The 17,314-nt window shown below is 41.3% G+C and carries 11 protein-coding genes and 1 pseudogene; 1 reads left to right on the top strand and 11 read right to left on the bottom strand.

Annotation, left to right across the window (positions count from 1 at the left end):
- Positions 1-99: 99 nt before the first annotated feature.
- A pseudogene (locus MK482_RS09020) lies at positions 100-274 on the top strand (transposase); the annotation flags it as partial.
- Between the two features lie 207 nt (positions 275-481).
- Here the strand turns inward: MK482_RS09020 and MK482_RS07280 are convergent.
- From MK482_RS07280 to MK482_RS07330, 11 genes are all read right to left on the bottom strand, one after another.
- A complete protein-coding gene (locus MK482_RS07280) occupies positions 482-2,494 on the bottom strand; it encodes an SEC10/PgrA surface exclusion domain-containing protein (RefSeq protein ID WP_326845882.1) in 2,013 nt (670 codons plus the stop codon).
- A gap of 209 nt (positions 2,495-2,703) precedes the next feature.
- Positions 2,704-6,498: an SIALI-17 repeat-containing surface protein gene (locus MK482_RS07285; RefSeq protein WP_268718376.1), complete on the bottom strand. Its 3,795-nt coding sequence runs from the start codon at positions 6,496-6,498 to the stop codon at positions 2,704-2,706.
- Between the two features lie 329 nt (positions 6,499-6,827).
- Positions 6,828-7,808 carry an acetylxylan esterase gene (locus MK482_RS07290; protein WP_268718377.1) on the bottom strand — a complete coding sequence of 327 codons (981 nt, stop codon included), beginning with the start codon at positions 7,806-7,808 and terminating at the stop codon, positions 6,828-6,830.
- A 318-nt stretch (positions 7,809-8,126) separates the two neighbouring features.
- Positions 8,127-10,142, bottom strand: a complete 2,016-nt coding sequence (recG, locus tag MK482_RS07295) for an ATP-dependent DNA helicase RecG (protein WP_268718378.1) — start codon at positions 10,140-10,142, stop codon at positions 8,127-8,129.
- Between the two features lie 18 nt (positions 10,143-10,160).
- Entirely contained in the window at positions 10,161-11,264 is a 1,104-nt protein-coding gene (gene alr / locus MK482_RS07300; protein ID WP_268718379.1) for an alanine racemase, read from the bottom strand.
- Positions 11,254-11,616, bottom strand: a complete 363-nt coding sequence (acpS, locus tag MK482_RS07305; RefSeq protein ID WP_261228738.1) for a holo-ACP synthase — start codon at positions 11,614-11,616, stop codon at positions 11,254-11,256. Before acpS ends, alr begins: the two co-directional genes overlap by 11 nt.
- Before the next feature lie 44 nt (positions 11,617-11,660).
- On the bottom strand, positions 11,661-12,692 hold the full coding sequence (locus tag MK482_RS07310) for a 3-deoxy-7-phosphoheptulonate synthase (protein ID WP_042900513.1): 1,032 nt from the start codon (positions 12,690-12,692) through the stop codon (positions 11,661-11,663).
- Between the two features lies 1 nt (position 12,693).
- Positions 12,694-13,725 carry a 3-deoxy-7-phosphoheptulonate synthase gene (locus tag MK482_RS07315; protein ID WP_268718380.1) on the bottom strand — a complete coding sequence of 344 codons (1,032 nt, stop codon included), beginning with the start codon at positions 13,723-13,725 and terminating at the stop codon, positions 12,694-12,696.
- Between the two features lie 80 nt (positions 13,726-13,805).
- Positions 13,806-16,319 (bottom strand): preprotein translocase subunit SecA, encoded by a 2,514-nt coding sequence (gene secA, locus MK482_RS07320; protein WP_268718381.1) that lies wholly within the window; start codon positions 16,317-16,319, stop codon positions 13,806-13,808.
- Positions 16,320-16,464: 145 nt separating this feature from the next.
- Positions 16,465-16,752, bottom strand: a complete 288-nt coding sequence (locus tag MK482_RS07325) for a hypothetical protein (protein WP_268718382.1) — start codon at positions 16,750-16,752, stop codon at positions 16,465-16,467.
- Between the two features lie 221 nt (positions 16,753-16,973).
- Positions 16,974-17,309 (bottom strand): hypothetical protein, encoded by a 336-nt coding sequence (locus MK482_RS07330; protein ID WP_261084304.1) that lies wholly within the window; start codon positions 17,307-17,309, stop codon positions 16,974-16,976.
- Positions 17,310-17,314: the final 5 nt, after the last annotated feature.

Consider the following 17,314-nt stretch of genomic DNA (forward strand, 5'->3'; position numbering starts at 1 on the left):
CTTATTTTCGGATCTATAATATTTGTAGTAGGTAAATCCCCTATGGATATTATGGAGATTATGTTGTTGTAGAAAAAAGTCCCATAAGATCTATAATGAAAAGCGACCAATAATCTCATCAAACTTATCAAACGCAATGCCTTTAGTTTTCGAAACTTCGAAAACTTCAAAAAAACGGATTTTTATCGCTCTGAACATCAAAAAAGAAAGGACAAATTTTGTCCTTTCTCGAGCTTATCTTTTCTTCAATCCACTACAGTTTTATCTTAGTTAAAATAAGTTAGAATATGTAAGTGAATATCAGATATACCAAGACATCGTCAACATCTGAGGTATATTCAAAATACAAAAGTTGACCAAATAGATTTCTAGATATCCTTTATATTACTAGTTTAAATAACGTAGTCTTTTAAACTAGTTTTGTGAATCCAAAAAATCTTCCTACAAACGTAAGAAGATTTTTTAGCTTGGTAAAAAGTGCTTATTTTACCCATTCACCATTATAATTTACCTTATAACCTTCTGGTGTAGTTGTATTGACTGCTAAAGCGCCTGAACGGTATGCATAATACCATTTTCCTGAGACTGTGAACCATCCTGTTTGCATCGCACCTGAGCTATTAAGGTAATACCATGAACCACCTGTTTTCAACCATCCTGTTTGCATTGCGCCTGAACCATTCAAATAGTACCATGAACCACCTGTTTTCAACCATCCAGTCTGCATAGCTCCTGAATCATTCAAATAGTACCATGAATTGCCTGATTTAGCCCATCCAGTCTGCATTGCTCCAGAATTATTAAGATAGTACCATGAACCACTTGATTTGACCCAACCAGTCTGCATCCAACCTGAGCGGTCAAAATGATACCATTTTCCGTTAATTTGTTCCCAACCATTAGTTGTGTATGAACCATTGTTATGTTTGTACCACCAACGACCAGAAGTTTGAATCCAACTACCTTTAGAAACTTCTTTATTTTTTGATTCAGTTTGTAAAAGTTTCTTGTACTGTTCTTTCAGTTTTGAAAGTTTTTCTTTTTCTGTAGCTAATTTCGAAACACTTTTTTTAAGTTTTTCTTTAGCTGAAGTTACATCATTTTTTGCTTTCGCTTCACGTTTCTTAGCGTTCTCAAGAGCATTTTTTGCTAAACGTAGGTTGTTTTCAGCAACTTGGGCTTGCAATGGCGTAGCCATTGCGTCAGCAAGAACTTTTTCAGCTTGAGTTTTCAAGCTAAGTGCGCTTGCGTAATCAGTTGAAGCTTTTGTCAAAGCATTCTTAGCATTTTCTGATGCAGTTTTAGCTTGAGCAAGGTTTGATTTTGCTGTTTCGACAGTTTTTTCAAGGGATGCTGTGTCGTTTGTTTCTTCAATTTTTGAACCAGCATAGACACCATATACGTTAATGCTGTAAAGTTCACCATCGATGATACCAAATGATGCTCCAAGGTGTGAAATTGCTTTTTGAATATTGCTTGAGTGTCCCCATTTTGATGGAGCATCAGCGAAAGCTTGTGACATTACAACATTGTAGATTTCTTGCTTAACTTTGTACATAGTCAATGATGTTCCATGTTTAGCAAAAGCAATAGGTCCACCGTTTTCACCAAAGTAATCACCAGGCAAATGTCCATGAGTTAGGATATCTTTGTTTCTAGCGATGTATTTATCCATTTGGTCTTGAGCTGCTTTCATTGAACCAGTGTTCAATTCAAGCTCAGATAAACCAAGATTTTTACGAATAGCATTTACAACTTTCAAGTTATAAAGTGCAAGTTCTTGTTTTTGTTCATCTGTGATGTTATTGAAATCAACAATTTTGTTTTTATCAGCTTCACTGATTTTTGTTGAAGAATTTTCAATAACAGTAGCACCAGAGTCAGTCATGAAGTCTGAGTCGCCTTCGGCTTTATCTTTCTTGAACTGAGACAAGTCTGCAATTGTCACTGTATCAACACCAGTATTTGCCAATTTGTCTTGAGCAGATTTCAATTCAGCTTGAGCTGATTGTAATTTGTTTTCAACATTTGTAGCATGTTCGGTAGCTGAAGCAAGTTTGTCTTTAGCCAATTTGACAGCGTCATTTTTAGTATTGACGTCTGTTTCAGCTGATTTAATAGCGTCTGCACGGTTCGCATCTGCTTTAGATGCATTTTTCAAGATTTGTTTATTTTTTGCTTCTGTATCTTTAACTGTTTGAGTGGCTTTCACTACAGCTACTTGAGCATCTTTAACAGCTTTTTCTTTTAAAGCAAGTTCAGACTGATTGTTTTTAACTTCAGTCTCTGCTTTTTTAGTAACAGCTTCTTGAGCATCAAGCTGTGGTTTTAAATCAGATGATTTCTTTTCTTCATTTTGTAAAACTCGATACGCAGGTTCATTTACTGCAGTAGTTTTTACTCTTGTTTCTTGTGCTAAAGCTGTTGTCCCGATAGATGCAATCGCTAGCGCAACACCAGTCGTTAAAACTTGAAGATTCTTTTTCTTTGACATCCTGTCCCCCAATTTATAACCCTTTAAAAAAGGTTTCTTCCTTTAACTATATCAAAATACTTGAATGATGTAAAGGTTTACAGTTGACAAAGAGCCTTATTTTCAATTCACTTAGTACCTAAAATGATAAAAAGAGATAGCCACCTTTCAAATGGGCCATCTCTTTTATCATTAACAATGAGCTAAATTCATTTTATTCAAGACCTAGTCTAGTTTTCTTTTCGTTTCTTTCCTAATGTAAATACAGATAAGAGACCTGCCACCAATCCTATAGAAATAAGGGTTGTGTTTTCTTTACTTCCAGTATTTGGTAGCTCGTTTTGCTTAACCGCTGGTGCTTGATAAGTAGCATCTTGTCCAAGAGATAACTTCTTAGCTGGACCTTCGTTTGCAGCTACTAAGACTGGTTTGGCTTCTCCCTTGTACTCTGGCACTTCATGGACTGCCGCCTCAGCGCCGTTGACACCTCCTTTATACTCAGGAAGGTCATTTGAAGCTGCCAAGACAAAATTAGCACCTCCGGTATATTCAGGAACATCATTCGAAGCTGCCAAGACAAAATTAGCACCTCCCGTATATTCAGGAACCTCATTTGAAGCCGCTAAGACAAAATTAGCACCTCCGGTATATTCAGGAACATCATTTGAAGCTGCTAGAACTGCATTTACGCCTCCTGTGAATTCTGGAAGGTCATGGACCGCTGCTTCAACCGCATTAACCCCTCCTGTGAATTCCGTTTCTTCTACTGTTGGTGCTGGATCTTTTCCTACTGTTGGTACGGGAACAATGTATTTAGGAGTTTCTTCAGTTACTGTAGCCTCCTCGTCACTAACCCCACCTGTAAATTCTGGCTTTTCTACTGTTGGTGCTGGATCTTTTCCTACTGTTGCTAAGGAGCCAGTGTATTCAGGAGTTTCTTCAGTTACTGTAGCCTCCTCGCCACTAACTCCACCTGTAAATTCTGGCTTTTCTACTGTTGGTGCTTCTTCTACTTCTGTCGCTAATGGTCCTGTATATTCAGGAACTTCTGACACAACTGCTCCTTCTTCGCCATTAACTCCACCCGTAAATTCTGGTTTTTCTACTGTTGGCGCTTCTTCTCCTGCTGTCGCTAATGGGCCTGTGTATTCAGGAACTTCTTCAGTTACTGCTCCTTCTTCACCATTAACTCCACCTATAAATTCTGGAACTTCATTTGTCGCAGCTTCGCTTCCATTTACACCATGAGTAATTTTAGAACCAACTACTGAAACAGGCAAATTATGCATACTTTCGATAGCTCCTTCTGCTAAGCCTGTAACTTTTTGACCAATATCCTCAGGATCTACTGTAAACAATAGAGTCTTTGTGTCATACTGCGTCATAAACGTAGCCGTCTTACCATTTGCAAGCTGTAAAGTTGGTGCTTGATTGACCAATACTTCTGAATCAAATTCCATGGCAATAATGCCTTGCCCCATATGAACTGCATGTGTAACTTTTGCTTCGGTTGGAGAAATCATATCCTTGCTTAAGAAATCCCAATTAAATTTCTTATAAGACAAGGTATATTCGTTTTGGTTGTTATCTGCATGCTCATAAAGCAATCCATATTCGCCATTACCGAGATCTTGAATAGAATTGTAGGCAAACTTACCACTTTGAATAGGATTATGCTTAAGCCAAGTCAGCTCTCCATTTTCTTCGACACGGGCTAAGTGTACCAAACCGTTGAAACGTCCTGGTCCACCTGCATTACTAAGAACAATATACTCTTTTCCATCATGCATCGTATGAATAGCAGCCAATTGAACATAAACATCCTTAACATCCGCATAACGTTTTATATCATTTTCCCAAGTTACTCCACCATCTTTACTAGTAGCAACTTGAAGGTCCCCTGTCAAGCCACGCATGAAGAGCTTGAGATCTCCATTATTTAATTGTACAACAGAGGACTCGGTATTTTGAGCATAATAATTACTCATGGTACTTGAGTCAATCACAGTGCCATCAGTCAGCGTACGATGGTCATTCACACCACCTCCCATATGCCAAGTCTTACCATGGTCATCTGAGTAGATAATCCGAGATGATTGAGAACCGTTTAAGTGGTTGGTCTGATTAGTTGTATAAGTAGGTACAATGATTCGACCTTTATGAGGTCCGGTATGAAGAGTAATTCCTGTTCCAGGCCCAACCCCTAAGAATTTCATCCAATCAGCTTTTACCATTGGGGTAATATCTTGAGGGGCTGACCAAGTCTTACCATCATCATCACTGTAAGACATCCATAGATAAGAATCCTTAGCAACTCTAAATGGAGACGTTTTATTGCTTGTGAAATAAATATTTCCTAATAGTTGATTCCCTTGATACAAATCACCCTTATCGCTATAAGCTGGTTTGACTGGGTTTACAACAACACGATAATCGGTTGCTTTCCCATCTGGAGTATAAACTGTGCCATTTTCGCGTATTGTATAGGAACCTTCTTCGCCTTCTTTGTAGAGAATTTGGTAAGTTTTGCCATCGATTTGTTTATAGGCTTCTTCTCTTTGAGCAGCCATTCCAAAGATTCCTTTCCCTTCTGGGAACATATCATAGATAGAAAAAATTCGTTTTGTTGCAGGATCTTGAACCAAAACCATATCGATGTTCACTGGTGAACCGATTGATGGATCAGAGGCTTTTGGATTGTCTCGTAAATTTGTAATAGTTACTCGGTCACTCCATGTCTTCCCCTTATCCTCACTTCGTCTAACGACCATACCGATATCACCCCAGTCATATTGGTGTAAGCGGCGTTCGTCAGCACCAGCAATCAAGGTTCCTTTATCTGTCTTAAGCAGTGCAGGAATACGATAACTCTTGATACCATCTTTATTTGGTTTGTTATGCATACCACCTTCAAAGACATCTTGTTTTTCAGTAACTTTAGCCCCTTCTGGTAGCTTTTGCTCCAAATCAGATCTTTCAAATAATTGGCTACGTTTTTGAACTTCATCAGGAGTCAGTACTCGGTCATAGACACTTAAATTACGAACCTGTAGATTTGCTCCCCAAACTGAATTTCCTGCCCGATTTGTTGCACCAATTTGAGCATGTGTAATATCTGGCATATCCTTGATAAATTTACCAGACTTCACGCTAGTACGCGATAAAACACCGTTTACATAAAGTCTAACTTTTCCTTCTGGATTGTCTGCATTTGGTCTTTCTACAGTAAAGGTAACCGAATTCCACTGCCCAGGCTTAATTTTCAATGGAGCATCCGTATATTTATCATAAAATTGTGCTCCATTAGCATCACGCCCCTCTATTAAGGCTGTATTATTGAGAACAGCCATTGTGAAGTACTCATCTTTTTTCTTATCACTAGACACTGAAAATAGATTATAAAATGCTGGAGCTTTTGCATCTGGCTTAAATTCCATATGAATGGTCGCATTTTGAAGCTTCTTCAATGTATCTAATTCACTGGCTAAGTCTACACGCTGGCCATTTTTCGAATTGGTTTCAACATCTTCTTTTTCCACTACTGGAGTTGCATTTTCGATGTTTCTAGCATAATAATCTCGAGGAATCACGCCCTCTTCTTCTTTATCTTGATCTTGGTCCTTGTTACTGGCTTCTGTAGTTGTAGAATCTCCTCCCGGTTTACCAGTAGGAGCTGGTGTATTTTCAGCTGCAGGTGTATTTGTTGGAGTGGTCGTCTCTGCTTCAGTAGTCTCATTTTTCTTCAGCTTATCCTGATCAACTTCCACACCATTGTCTTTCGCTGTTGCCAATTTTCCAGCTAATTCACTATCTAAATTTGCAAGACTGCCTGAAGAAGCTTCTTTTGGTAATTCTGATAAACCTTGATTATTATTTTCAGCAGCAGTTACAGTTGAATTTCCTTGTTCATTTGCCAATACAGGATTTACTCCAAACACTACTGCACCAATAGTTACAGAGGCTACACCCACTGCAAATTTACGAATGCCATATCTTTGTTTTCTATCAAAATTCTTCTGATTCATCTTTCTACCTTTCAATTTCACAAAAAAATAAAGCGCTTTCTTTTTGCTTTAAAGCTCTTACTCCCCATCATAGGAAAACACAAGAAAGCAATTAATAAACGAGAGTTGCTCTCCTTCTCTCTTTCAACATTTAGCTAGCTGTAATCCAAACAGTAGCTCTTTCACTCCTTTCCTAGACACTTTTTCTTTATTATACAATAAAGTCATAGGTTTATCTCGAGCTTGCCATAGAATAGATTTTACTTTCAGAAATATTTCAATCTTTTAATATTTTTAAAAGTACTTTCAACATTTATAACAAAAAGAGAGCTACTGGGCTCTCTCATTCATCACTTTATATACTTAAAAGAAATCTCACTACCACATAGCCAATTGTAGACTTGATCATTGACAAGTACATTCATGGCTTCGTGGGCATACTCAGGCATGATGCGATAGGCTTTATCACAGGTCAGGCGGTTGTAAATCGCAAACTGGGTAATAGGATAGCAAACATCATCGTCCAAGCCCGTAATCATCTTAACCTCACCATTGATACGATGGGCAAGATTTTTCACATCGATATAGGCAAGGGTCGCCATAATCTCTTCCTCAGTTTCATGGAAGGGGTCGTGGAACTTGAAATAACGAAAAAGTTCGTCATACGCTTCACTTGTATTACCAATCTCAAGCACTCGTCTAAAGTCTGATAAGAAAGGATAGATGGCAACTGTTTTCTGAATCCGAGGATTGAGTGCTGCTGCAACTAGGGCTAAAGCCCCTCCTTGCGAGGCACCATAGCTAGAAAGACGCTTCCCATCAACCTGAGGCAGACTGGCAACAATTTCGACCAACTGGTAAATATCCAGATAAACATCCTTATAAAAGAGATGCTCCCGACCTTCCACAGCACCACGGATAATATGTCCCTTAACCGTATTTCCTAAAGGAGAACGCAAACCGTCCTGTGAATAACCTGACTGTCCCCGCACATCCATGGAAACAACACCGTAACCAGCCACAGTATAGGCCAGCATGTCAGCCCAGTCCCAGCCACGTCCCATATAACCATGGAAATGGAAGATTAGAGGAACTTTTTCCTCACTCTTTGGAAGAACGACGCGCGCATAGACCTTACCTTCCTTGCTTCCTTCAAATGTTAACTCATAGCACTTGACTTGAGGAATGTGGAAATTTCTTTCCTCCAACTGATAAGCTGGAAGATTGGAAACTTTTTTCACTTCCCCATCCCAGAAAGCATCAAAGTCTTCTGGAACCTCATCCCGTCCTCTATAAGTCTTGATTTCTTCTAACAAAGCTGGATTTTTCATAACATACTCCTTTTTTTGTAATCGCTATCACCACTCTAGCATATCTAGAAAAGCAATGCAAGAAAGAAGGACAAATAGAAAGAGATTTTAGATTCTCTACTTTTAGGATGATGGGCTGAAAGTAGTTTTAGAAACAAAAAAAGAGCATTTCGCTCTTTCTTCTCCTATTCAGTCTTAGTTTTTTGCTTCTTTCTTTTGGAAAGTGGTTTGGTAATTTACTTTAATCGTTACTGTCATATGAGAGTCCTCGTTTCTTTTTGATGACTCTAGTATAAGGTGCAAACCTGAAAGCCAGCTTAAGTTTTTCTTAGAGAAAGCTTAATCTAGATGTTCTTTCTTTTCCAGATGAAGAGCAATCATGCGCCATTCTGGATCCTCTTGCCAAGCTTCTATCGAACTAATGTAGCTAGCAACCTTTCTGGCTTCTTCTAAAATTGGAAAATCTTCGATAATATCAGCTACTTGGAACTCTGGAAGTCCTGACTGTCTGGTTCCAAAAATCTCACCTGAACCACGCATTTTCAAATCTTCCTCAGCAAGAACAAATCCATTGGTCGTTTCTGTCATGATGCGCATGCGGTCTTTCCCAGAATCCGTCTTGGGATTGGCAACGAGAACAGCATAGGACTGCTTGTCTCCCCGACCGACACGACCTCTGAGCTGGTGAAGTTGGCTAAGCCCGAAGCGATCGGCATCCATGATAATCATAACGGTCGCATTTGGAACATTAACCCCAACCTCGATAACCGTTGTCGAAACTAGAATATCCGTTTTTCGCTCTTTGAACTCCTGCATAATCTGGTCTTTTTCGTCACTCTTCATCTTACCATGTAGAAGAGCCACCTCTGCCTTACCATCAAAATGAGCCGTCAATTCCTCTGATAAGGCAATGGCATTTTTCAGATCCAGAGCTTCTGATTCTTCAATCAAAGGAGAGATGACGTAAGCTTGAGAACCTTTTTGGATTTCCCCCTCTAACCAAGTCAAGACCTGAGGTAATTGCTCATGTTTGATCCAGCGAGTCACAATAGGCTTCCGTCCTGCTGGCATCTGATCAATAATGGAAACATCCATATCCCCAAATGCTGTGATGGCCAGCGTCCGTGGAATAGGAGTCGCTGTCATCATAAGTACATCTGGATTATCCCCTTTTTCCCGTAAAATACGCCTTTGCCCTACACCAAAGCGGTGCTGCTCATCGATGATAATCAAGCCCAGACGAGCATAATCCACCCCATCCTGAATCAGAGCGTGGGTTCCAATAATCAAATCAGCCTCACCCTTGGCAATAGTCTCCAAGACTCCTCTCTTTTCTGCAGCTTTCAAGGAACCTGTCAAGAGACCGAGTTTTAGGTCTGGGAAGAGACTCTGTAGACTCTCAAAATGTTGCTCTGCGAGAATTTCTGTTGGCACCATGAGAGCAGCCTGGTAGCCAGCTGTCACTGCCGCAAACATGGCCAAGCCAGCGACTACCGTTTTTCCGCTCCCCACATCCCCTTGCAAAAGACGATTCATGTGGTGGTCCGACTTCATGTCGGTCAAAATTTCCTGCAAACTCTTTTCTTGAGCTTGAGTCAGGGCAAAAGGAAGGCTTTCCTTGACTGCTGTCACTTTTTCCTGAGACCAGTTCAGAACCAGACCACTTCCCTGAACTCTATTTTCAGACTTGAGCGTCTGCAACTGCATTTGGAAATAAAAGAGTTCCTCAAACTTGATACGGCGAAGGGCCTGCTTGTATTCTGCCAAATCCTTGGGAAAATGCATGGCACGAACGGCCTGACAACGGGACATGAGTTTGTATTTGTCCAGCAAGGACTGGGGCAGATTTTCCTCTATCAAGAGGTCCAGGCCCTGATCAAAGGCCGTTTTGATGACCTTGACCAGACTGGCTTGACTGATTCCCTGAGCCAGACGATAGACAGGCTGGAGGTCATCTTCCACCTGAACCAGGACCTTCATTCCAGTCAGACTAGCCTTGGCACGGTCCCATTTTCCAAAAACAGCAAGGGTTGCTCCCAACTCTATCTTATCAGCTAGATAGGGCTGGTTAAAGAAATTAACCGCAAAAACGACTTCTCCCTGCTTGAGGCTAAATCGCAGACGATTGCGCTTGAAACCATAATACTGGACACTAGCAGGAGTCACTACCTGACCAGAAAGAACCGCCTTCTCACCGTCTTCTAGCTCCAGCACCTGCTTGGTTTTAAAGTCTTCGTAACGGAAAGGAAAGTAGAGCAAGAGGTCTTGCAAGTTTTCAATTCCTAGTTTGGCGTATTTTTCTGCTGACTTTGGTCCCACACCAGGCAAGACATGCAAAGGTTGATGTAGATTCATGCTCCACTCCTTTCTTTTCTAATAATATTCTCTCGGAATGCGATCGCTGAGGAGACAAACTACCTCATAGTTAATAGTGCCACGGTAGTCAGCTACCTGAGTTGCTGTGATTTCCTTGTCACCGTTGGAGCCAATCAAGGTTACCTTGGTTCCGAGTGGGTAAGGCTTAGGTAATCGAATAGTGATTTGGTCCATCGAAACCCTGCCGACGATTGGGCAAGCTTGGCCATCTACCAAGACAGAAAAATTCTGCATGTCTCGTGTCCATCCATCCGCATAGCCAATTGGTACCGTCGCGATGACTTGCTCGCTATCCGCTTGATAAGTTGCTCCATAGCCCATGCAAGCTCCAGCTGAAACTGTCTTGACATGAACCAGAGCAGATTCCAAGGTCAAGGCTGGTTTCAAGTCATAGGGTAAGTCCAAGACCTCTCCGCTAGGATTAAGACCATACATGGCATCTCCCATACGAACCGCATTGAAAATAGTCTCTGCATGCCAAAGAGTCGTTGCAGAATTGCTGGCATGAACCAGCTCTGGAAGACCTTTCATACTGGCCAAAATAGTTTTAAACCGTTCTAACTGGACATTAAAGTAGTCATCTGATTCTTCGTCTGCAGTAGCAAAGTGGGTAAAAATCCCTTCAACACTAGCACCGTGTTGTCTGAGCAAGTCTTGAGCCTGCTCAGCTTCACTGGCATCTCGGAAACCAATCCGTCCCATCCCTGAGTCAATCTTGAGATGGACTGTCAATCCAGCTAGGTCCGCTTCCTTATCTAAGAGTGCTTGGATCCACTCCACCCCAGCAACAGTCAAGGTGATGTCGTATTCTTTAGCTAGAGCAACAGCTTCGATGTCAGAAACTCCTAAAATGAGGATTTTCTTACTGAGTCCAGCCTGTCTGAGTTCAATGGCTTCATCGATATTGGAAACGCAAAAGCCATCTACATCATCTTGAATCGCCTTGGCAACGGTAACAGCTCCATGACCATAGGCATTGGCCTTGACCACTGCCCACTTGAGCGTTCCTTCAGGGATATGATTCCCCATTTGCTGAATATTTTGTCGAATAGCTCCCAGATGAATCAGAGCCTTGGTTGGTCTATGTGGACTAGCTTTCATGATTTTCCTCCAAAATGACACTGGCTGTCACAAACTGATCGGTATGGCTGATAGACAGCCAAATCTTTCCTAAAAATGGTGCCTGACTAAAATAAGGCGCCCCGCGTTCATTATTCAAGACTTCCAAATCCTGAAAACCGATTTTTCCAATACCCGTTCCCATAGCCTTGGAAAATGCCTCCTTAGCCGACCAGCGACCAGCTAAATATTCGATTTGTCTGCGCCCTTTAAGACTGTTAAACCGTTCCATTTCCTTAGCGGTCAGCACGCGCTTGGCAAAGCCTTCATGTCGTGTAACTGCTCTTTCTATCGAAGCTAATTCCTCGATATCAATTCCGTGTCCAACTATCATTCTCATCAAAAGGAGTTGAGATTCCCCAACTCCATCCTTTTCACTTATTTTGTCAAGGTAGCGTAAATCTCTTCTACCAAGGCCTCTGTATTCTCCCAACCTAGGCAAGGATCGGTAATGGAACAACCAAAGACCTCTGGTTGATTTTGACGACCATCTGCTAGGTAAGATTCAATCATAAAGCCTCGAACTATCTTTTTAATCTTCTCATTCCAATCACGATTTTGCAAGGTCTTACGAACCACTCGAATCTGCTCCATATATTGCTTGCCAGAATTATCATGGTTGGTGTCAATGAGGATAAAGGGATTTTCAAGTCCCATGGCTTCATAGCGCTCAATGGCATTCAACAAGGTTTCATAATAAAAGTTAGGCTCATTTTTCCCATATTCATTAACTGCACCACGAAGGATGACGTGGGCCAAGGGATTTCCTGAAGTTTCAACTTCTTGACCATGAAAGAGGAAGGTTTGTTTGTTCTGAGCGGCATAGATACCGTTAAACATGACCCCAAGATTTCCAGAAGTTGGATTTTTCATCCCGACTGGGGCATCAATCCCTGAAGCCACAAAGCGGTGCTCTTGGTCTTCCACAGAACGAGCTCCTACAGCATGGTAGCTGACCAAATCATCTACCAAGACCAAATTTGACGGATAAAGCATCTCGTCTGCCGTTGTCAAACCAGTCTCTGTAATCACGCGGTAGTGCAACTGGCGCACAGCCTGCAAGCCGTTAATCAGGCTTGGAGCCTTAGAAGTATCTGGTTGGTGAACCAAACCTTTATAGCCGTCTCCGTTGGTGCGAGGTTTAGCTGTATAAACACGCATGACCATGAAAATCTTGTCTGCCACCTTCTTTTGCAAGGCGGACAAACGGCGGGCATATTCCAAGACAGCCTCTTCATTATCAGAAGAGCAGGGACCAATCACCAAAAGGATACGGTCATCTTCTCCTGAAATGATGTCTGCCAATTCTCTATCACGGCGCTCCTTTAGTCGCAAGGCTTCCGCAGACAATTGGGTTTCTGCCTTGATTGCTTCAATATCGATTTCTTGACCTTTTTCAATAAATGCCATCTTATTCTCCTAGCGTTTGGTAGATTTCTCTGACAAGGGCTTCTGTATTTTCCCAGCCAAGGCAAGGGTCTGTGATAGACTTGCCAAATACTTCTGGTTCGTTTTGACGGCCGTCTTCCAGATAAGACTCAATCATAAAGCCACGAACGTACTGCTTGATTTTTTCATTCCAATCACGGTTAATCAAGGTCTGGCGGACAATTCGAATCTGGTCCATGTATTGCTTACCAGAGTTGTCATGATTGGTATCGACGATGATAAAAGGATTTTCCAAGCCCATTTTCTCATACTGGGCAATAGTATCCATCAAATTATCATAGTAGTAGTTGGGAATATTCTTACCATACTCATTGGTTGCTCCACGAAGAATGGCGTGCGAGAGCGGGTTCCCAGTTGTTTCCACCTCTTTTCCTAGGAAAAGGAAACTTTGTTTGTTTTGAGCAGCATAAATCCCATTAAACATGACATTGAGATTTCCAGAGGTTGGATTTTTAAAACCAGTCGCAAAATCTGCTCCACTTGCCACAAAGCGGTGTTGCTGATCTTCAACTGAACGAGCACCAACCGCCATGTAAGAAATCAAATCATCCACAAGAGGAAGATTTTCAGGATAAAGCATTTCATCAGCTGTCGTCATACCTGTTTCCGTGATGACACGATAATGAAGATGGCGCACGGCTTTAATTCCGTTGATGAGGCTAGGGGCTTCTGCCGTGTTAGGCTGGTGAATCAATCCCTTATAGCCATCTCCGTTGGTACGGGGTTTGGCAGTATAAACACGCATAACCATAAAGATACGGTCTGCTACTTCTTCTTGTAGGACTGCCAAACGCTTAGCGTACTCAAGGACAGCTTCTTCATTGTCAGATGAGCATGGCCCGATTACCAATAGAATTCGCTGGTCTTTTCCACGTATAATGGCTTCTAGCTCTTGATCGCGCTGTGATTTTCTCTCCAAAGCTTGGCCTTCCAATTTTGATAAGGCACGAACTTCTTCAATATTAATTTTAGGACTTTTTGCTGTAAATACCATAACTCATCTCCTTATAAAGCAAACGGATACCAAGTAAAAATTTACTTTTCACAAGGTATCCGCCTCTAAACTATCTCATTTTATTGTCTTTTTCCGTGACAGTTTTTAAACTTCTTACCAGAACCACATGGGCAAAGTTCATTCCGTCCAATCTGGCTCAAATCCAAATCTTCAGGCATATTTGCTTGGTGGGCAGCGATATTGCGAGTCGCTGTTGTACTGATATGGTGTTCTGCTTGTGGTCTTTCTTGTTCATGAATTTGTGCTTTCATCATCAAGCGGGTCACATCAAACTCAATCGAACCAATCATGTCATTAAACATACGGAAACCTTCTGCTTGATACTCAACAACAGGGTTGTTCTGGGCATAGCCACGAAGTCCAACCGCGTTACGCAATTGGTCAAGGGCATCAATATGATCTGTCCACCTGTTATCTACCACTCGTAGAATCAAAACTTTTTGGAATTCTTTAACTGCGTCTTCATCGCGTAGTTTTGAAACCTGACTATCGTAAACCTTCAAGGCACGTTGGAAGAGTTCTTCCTTGATGGCCTTATCAGACAAGCCTGACAAGTCTTCCATCGTAATAGAATCTTCTGGAAGCAGGTTGTACTTAGCAAAGTTCAAAATTGCCTCAAGCTTTTCATCTTGTTTGGCACGCGCATGACCATCAACGACACGACCAATCGTACGTTTGATCATAGCCTGAATTTCAGGTGCCAAATCACGGTCTGCAGTGATGACGTCGTAACGTTGAGCGTAGATAATCTCACGTTGTTCACGCATGACATCGTCGTACTGAAGGACTTGTTTACGGGTATCGTAGTTATTTCCTTCAACACGTTTTTGCGCCGCCTCAACCTGACGCGTCAACATACGAGACTCAATCGCCTCTTCAGACATGTTCAAGCGTTCAAAGATTCCTTTCAAGCGTTCAGAACCAAAACGTTTCATCAAATCATCTTCAAGAGATAGGTAGAATTGTGACTCACCTGGGTCTCCCTGACGACCTGAACGTCCACGAAGCTGATTATCGATACGACGGCTTTCATGACGCTCTGTACCAATAACACAAAGTCCACCAAGTTCACGAACCCCTTCACCAAGCTTGATGTCAGTACCACGACCGGCCATGTTAGTCGCAATGGTAACAGCACCACGTTGACCAGCATTCATGATGATTTGGGCTTCTTTATAGTGGTTTTTGGCGTTCAAGACTTCGTGAGGAACACCAGCTGCGACCAATTTCTTAGAAATGTAGTCACTGGTTTCAACCGCAACTGTACCAACCAAGACAGGCTGACCTTTTTGGTAACGAGCCTTAACATCTTCGACAACCGCCTTAAACTTAGCCTCGATACTTGCATAAAGTAGGTCTGAGTGGTCAATACGTTGAACAGGACGGTTTGTTGGGATTGGAATAACACGAATGTTGTAAATTTCACGGAATTCTTCTTCCTCAGTCTTACCTGTACCTGTCATACCAGACAATTTCTTGTACATACGGAAAAGGTTTTGGTAAGTGATTGAAGCAGATGTCTTGGTTTCATCCTGAATTGGCACACCTTCTTTAGCTTCAATGGCTTGGTGCAATCCATCAGAATAACGACGACCTTCCATGGTACGACCTGTAAATTGGTCGACGATCAGAATTTCTTGCTCTTCGCTCACCACATAGTCAATATCGAGAAGCATGATGTAGTTGGCACGAAGGGCGTTATCGATAAAGTGAGTCAGAGCTACGTTTTCGATGTCATAGAGGTTTTCAAGTTTGAAGTAGCTTTCAGCCTTGTCAATCCCTGAATCAGACAAACCAATAGTCTTAGACTGCACATCGATGATGTAGTCGTCTTTGTCCAAAGATTTTACATAGTGGTCTGCCATGTGGTAGAGCTGACTGGTTTCAACTGCATTAGCACCTGATACGATCAAAGGTGTACGGGCCTCGTCAATCAAGATAGAGTCAACCTCATCGACCAAGGCATAGTTAAGCGGACGTTGTACCATGTTTTCAGCGCGAACGACCATGTTATCACGAAGGTAGTCAAATCCGATTTCTGAGTTGGTTGAGTAGGTAATATCACACTCATAGGCTTCTTTTTTCTCCATTGGAGATTTGGCGGCCAAGTTAATCCCTACTGACAAGCCAAGCCATGAGTACAATTCACCCATCTCTGTCGCGTCACGTTCTGATAGGTATTCATTGACCGTAACTACGTGAACCCCTTTACCTGAAAGAGCATTGAGGTATACTGGCATAGTCGCAGTCAAGGTTTTTCCTTCCCCTGTACGCATCTCTGGCACGTCACCATGGTGAAGAACGATTCCCCCCATAACCTGAACCTTATATGGGAAGAGACCTAGGACACGTTTAGCACCCTCACGGACAACCGCAAATGCCTCATAAAGCAATGAATCCAGTGATTCTCCATTTTGATAACGTTCTTTAAATTCAACTGTTTTTGCTTTTAGTTGGTCGTCAGTCAAAGCAGCCATTTGGTCTTCATATTTGAAAACCTTGTCAGCCATCTTTTCCAGACGACGGATTTCTCCTTTATCATTTTCGATAATTGTTTTTAAAATATTAGCCATGTTTTTCCTTACTTTAAATTCCGAATATTTTAGAATGTTCTTTTAATTTTAGCACAATTACTGATTATTTTCAAGGAAGAATCCCCATTTTGAAAAGGAAAAAGAGGCTAGTTTCCAAGCTAACCTCTCTGACTTTTATGATACTTTAATTGCCAAAAATCGGCAAAATAGCAAATAGGATAAATAGATTTATCCAAAGAGAAAGACAGCAGATCAGTCCAAAAACAAAGAGACTGACTTTCTTGGACAGCAAGGCCATCAAAATGGACAGAATTCCAAAAACTAGCAAGATTTTCTGCATGATTAAGAGATTGATAGATATTCCCAGAACTGGTTTATCCCAAGGAACAAAGAAGAAAGCAAGCCAGATCAGCAGAACTAACCCAATATAAATCTTGGAATAGCGTGTAATAAATGATTTTAGATGTACCATAAGCCACCTCCTACAAATAGAAAGTAATATAATACTCAATGAAAATCAAAGAGCAAACTAGCCGCAGGTTGCTCAAAGCACTACTTTGAGGTTGTAGATAAGACTGACGAAGTCAGCTCAAAACACTGTTTTGAGGTTGTAGATAGAACTGACAAAGTCAGTTACATATATAATCAAAGGCGACGTTGACGTGGTTTGAAGAGATTTTCGAAGAGTATAAATCAATGCTTTCCACCTTTAGACTTCCCCAGTTCCCGTCTCAAGCGAAGCATTTTTTTGAAAAAGATATAGGTTAACCAAGAACTGGAAAAAGCAATAAGTAGTAATAATAGCCAAATGCCCCAAGACTTGATGTCTGCCACATTTCTCAATAGGATATTGAAAAACAAGACTGAAAAAACTGTCCAAGCAAGGCTAAAAAGAGCATAGAGGATGATGTAAATCCAGTAAAAATAGTAAAAAATTGGGAAAAATTTACTATCTCTGTTGGCCTTTTCAATCCAGCTGAAAAAGTAAAAACAGGGTAATAAGATTAACAATTTAAACAAATGTTCCATCATCA

The organism is Streptococcus mitis, assembly GCF_026782865.1.
GTDB lineage: Bacteria > Bacillota > Bacilli > Lactobacillales > Streptococcaceae > Streptococcus > Streptococcus mitis_CG.